Origin of the sequence: Pseudomonas sp. KCJK9000 (assembly GCF_046230725.1) — a bacterium.
GTDB classification, from domain to species: Bacteria; Pseudomonadota; Gammaproteobacteria; order Pseudomonadales; family Pseudomonadaceae; genus Aquipseudomonas; species Aquipseudomonas promysalinigenes.
In genome coordinates, this window is the sequence record NZ_JBJJLN010000142.1 from 1 (window position 1) to 458 (window position 458).

Sequence of the window (458 nt, forward strand, 5' to 3'; positions counted from 1 at the left end):
GAGAAGAAGCTCGACAGTTTTCACTTTCACGATGAACTCGACGGTATCAATTACCGCGTGGTCCACCGCAGCGGCCTGGTCGAATGCCTGCAGGTCATCACCAGCAATCGTGTGCAAGTCGCCTTGCCGCATCGGGTGTATGCACCCTCCGGGCATTGGATCGAACTCAAATACGAGGGCAAGTACTTCGAGCACGTCTGCTTGTCCGAGATCGTCGACAGCACCGGCCAGCTATTACTGAGGGTGGATTACAGCAACCCCAGCCTGATCAAGCTCCACCTGCACCCGCAAGCCGGCCCAGACGGCTCGCCGTTGGCCACCTATCAGCTGCACCTGACCGATCGCGAAATGAGGGTGATCGAGCTGCCAACCGAGGACAAGGCCAGCTGGCGCCTGAGCTATGAAAACAGCCCGGCCACGCAGCACATGACCTGCCTGAAAACCATCGAAACCCCGAC

At 58.7% G+C, this 458-nt stretch carries 1 pseudogene; it reads left to right on the top strand.

What is annotated here, in order from left to right:
* Positions 1-458: pseudogene (locus ACK59H_RS22985) on the top strand (sugar-binding protein); the annotation flags it as partial.